Origin of the sequence: Mycobacterium angelicum (assembly GCF_002086155.1) — a bacterium.
In the GTDB taxonomy this organism is placed as follows: domain Bacteria; phylum Actinomycetota; class Actinomycetes; order Mycobacteriales; family Mycobacteriaceae; genus Mycobacterium; species Mycobacterium angelicum.
Genome location: NZ_MVHE01000147.1, coordinates 1 through 3546, shown reverse-complemented (window position 1 = coordinate 3546; position 3546 = coordinate 1). Strand labels below are relative to the sequence as shown.

Genomic DNA, 3546 nt, shown 5'->3' with positions numbered 1-3546 from the left:
CGGCCGGCCTCGGCCCTGGTAATCCGCAACCGGTCGGCTAGCGCCACCCGCAACGTGCCGCCGAGTTCCTCCTCGCAGGATTGCTCGCCGACCTGGTTGATCAAGATATGCCCGGGCACCGGCAGCCGGCGCGCGACCCGTTCCAGACGCTGCAGCGCCCGCAGCAACTCCGGTGTGGTCAGCGTGTCAAAGGTCAAGCCGCACACGAGATCCAGCCCATGGTCGAGGACATCGAAGGCCTCGACGATCTCCTCACGCGTACTCGAACCCATGCCCCGAATACTATGAGCACCCACCGACAAAAAGCCCTTCGCTGAAACCGCTGAAACAAAAGTGGCGCAAGGGATTTCAGTTGACGAGTTCCGGATGTGCTTCGAGGGCTTTACGAGTCGCGATCCGCCCCGCCTCCAGCGCGGGATCGATCTTCTTGAAGTCCAATGGATTGATCGCCGTGACGTCTGGCTCCACAATGCAGGCGATGCGGGGCAGCTGACGCAAATCCCCTTTGGATGCCGCGAGATCAACGGTCCGAAGCAAGGTCTCTTGCAGCGGCGGAAGGGCGAGATCGGTGCCCGTTACCAGACGCCGGATGATGCCAGGCGGCTGCAGAATCGAGGGCAGCGGACCGAAATGCTTTGACGGCACATAGTAACTGCGCAAATCGACACAGATCACTTCGCCATCGCGGTCTTCGCACATGACGTCGGCCGGAAGGTTGTTCAACAGTCCGCCGTCGATCAGCAGCTGCTCGCCGTGCTGCACCGGTGGGATGAGTCCCGGAATCGAGATCGAGGCCCGCACGGCCAGCCCAAGGCGTCCCCGTCGATGGATGACCTGTTCACCGCTGATCATGTCCGCGGAGACCGAGAAGAATTCTTTGGGCAGATGCTCAATCAGTGTGTCGCCGAAGAATTCGCCCAACAGCCGGCTGACCCGCCCACCCCGGGTGAGCGCCACCGCGGGAAGCGTGTAGTCGCCAAGCGGACTTGTCTTCGCCATGTATTCGCGCGCCGCGGCCGTCGCCTCCGAGGGAGTCATTCCCATCGCGAAGCTCGCGGCGGCGATAGCTCCGGCACTGGTTCCGCCAAACCGGTCGATCACGACGCCGGCGCGAGTCAGTTCTTCAAAGACCCCGAAGTGAGCCAGCCCCCGGGCGCCGCCACCGGCCAGCACCAGACCGAGTGAACGGCCGGCGATTCTGCGCGCAAGAGAGGCGAGGCCGTCGTTGTCGGCGCCGTGATGCGATACCGGGTCCAGCAGATCCCACCAACTCGGGTCGGGCTGAGTGGTGGTTATCAGGTGCAGCGGCACCTCAATGGCGGGTCGTTCCAATGCTTTTGGCGGGCGGCGCTGGTTGACCAGAACCACGAGCCGGTCGCTTTGGGCGAGCACATACTGGCGCCAAAGCTCGCCTGACCCGCGGTCGGCGACCAGGAGCACCCAATCGCTACTGCGCTCCGCGGCGTCCAGACTTTCGTTGAACGACTCGATGAGTTCGGCGTAATCGTCGACGGCCGCGGTTGTCTCGACGGGCGGCGCCAAAACTGCCGTCTTCCCGTATGCCCCTAGCCGGGTTGCGATCGCGTCGACAATCCGGGCCGCGACGGCGTTTCCGGTCGAAACGATTCCCACCACCCTGCGGGCCTGAGAGACCTGCGCAGATCGGGACTCGCGCAACATCCTTGCCAGTGCTCGCAGCATCGCCGACTGCAGTTGTGGCGTCGTCTGCAGCACCGAGGTGAACGTCTCGGTGGCGATCCGCCACACCACGCCGTCGCGCAGCGCCCGCACCCCGGCCGAGCGTGGTTCCCCGGAGATCACACCCAGGTCGCCGATGGAATCACCGGACGCCATCTCGCGAATGACCTGTCCATCGGCGCTGACGGCGGCGAATCGCCCAGTATCGACCACGTAGATGGCGTCTGAGGGATCGCCTAGTTGAAATAGCCAGTGATTGGCGCGGATCGGCTGGCGCTCGACCGCCATTGAGAGTCGATCGAGCTGGTGGTCGTCGATGTCGGCCAGCATCGGAACGCTGCGCAGGACGCTGCGTGCGTCCGCCGCACGCCCCTGGCGGTTAGCGCTCATGGTTCGCTGAACGCATACTGGCCCCTCTGCCGCGCTGCCAAGGCTTGAAATGTCCGTCAGGAGCTTATCTGCTGGATCGGGCAGCGGCCGAGAGGTTCGTTGACGAGTGCGATCGCCGCATCGTGAACGCCGCCCGGAGTCGTCATCGCAGCAACCCAGGATCGGGGGCGTCGGGGGCATCGGCGGTAGAGCGAATACCGTTGTCTTACAAGTGAACTCGATGATATAGCCACCCAGCCGGAAAGGCCGTGCCGCTAACGTTTATCACTTTCCAATAACCCGGGGATATTTTTTCAACAAGACTGTGGCCGCAGGGATGGGCAGCCGGTAATGTGCCCATCGTCACCAACAGCCGCTACGAAGGATCGCCGTGACCGCAATGGAGCAGCGGATTAGCCCGGCGCCAAGCGCCCGCTAGCAGCGCTGCGATCATGACTCCCTCCACCGAGGCAGCGGGCAGCCAGCACAGCAAGGCACTGGGCTACCTCGTCATCGACGACGACGGCTCCGAACGGCAGGTGCCGATCTTCGATCAGCTGTTCGTGGGCCGCGAGTGCGGCGGGATCAGCAAGTCGCGCAGCCTGGTGATCCCCCATCCCGAAATTTCGCGCACCCATCTCGAGGTGCGGTTGGACGCCGCGAACGATCAGGCGTTCGTCATCGACACCAGCACCAATGGCACGTTGCTCAACGGCATGCGAATAGCCCGCGCGGTGCCATGTCCAATCCAGCCTGGCGATGAAATTCAGATCGGTGACATAACACTGGAATTCCGGTCGCAGCGGTTCGCGGCTGCCCATCAAGCCACCCCTATGCAGCCCACGCGGACGCGCATCAGCCAGGCCGCCCTGGTCATGGTGGTCGGCGACATCATCAACTACTCGACCATCTCCCAGGTGACCGAGGAAACCGTGATCGCGAAGAGCCTGCACACACTGTGGAGTGAGGTGGGCGAAGTTCTGCAGGCCTATCACGGCACGCTCAACCACTATGCCGGCGATGCGATCTTCGCGATCTGGGAGGCGCGCAGGTTCAAGGAAGCTTCGGAGCGGGCGATCGATTTCGCGCTGGCCGCGAATCAGCGAGTCGACGAGCTGGCGCCCCAATTGCCACTGCGCAGCCCGGACGGATCGCCGATCCGGATGGGATGGGGTGTGGTGCAGGGCATGGCCGCGCTGGCCGCAATGACGAGATCGGTCGAGGCGGTGATCGGCGACTCGACCAATGTGGCGTTCCGTTTGGCGGGGCTTGCCGGCCGTCAAGGGCGGGCATCGGTGATGGTGACCAGTGGGGTGCGGCGCATCGTCGAGTCGCGCTTCCGTTGGGGCACTGGCGAACACGTCGAGCTCAAGGGCCGCAGCGGGACCGAGATGGTTTTCCCGGTGAGCGGCCGGATGCCCTACGACTCGGAAGGAAATCACTATCCAACCGCTGAAAACCCCATCCCCGGCCCCCGCT

At 64.0% G+C, this 3546-nt stretch carries 3 protein-coding genes; 1 reads left to right on the top strand and 2 read right to left on the bottom strand.

What is annotated here, in order from left to right; genetic code table 11:
• Together BST12_RS28535 and BST12_RS28530 are read right to left on the bottom strand one after the other, a co-directional pair.
• Window positions 1-272, bottom strand: a 272-nt coding sequence (locus tag BST12_RS28535; protein WP_139802024.1) for a DUF222 domain-containing protein, incomplete at its 3' end; no start/stop codon positions are given.
• A 76-nt stretch (window positions 273-348) separates the two neighbouring features.
• On the bottom strand, window positions 349-2088 hold the full coding sequence (locus BST12_RS28530) for a patatin-like phospholipase family protein (RefSeq protein WP_083116502.1): 1740 nt from the start codon (window positions 2086-2088) through the stop codon (window positions 349-351).
• Window positions 2089-2519: 431 nt separating this feature from the next.
• Here BST12_RS28530 and BST12_RS28525 point away from each other — a divergent pair.
• Window positions 2520-3546, top strand: a 1027-nt coding sequence (locus tag BST12_RS28525; RefSeq protein ID WP_245850615.1) for an adenylate/guanylate cyclase domain-containing protein, incomplete at its 3' end; no start/stop codon positions are given.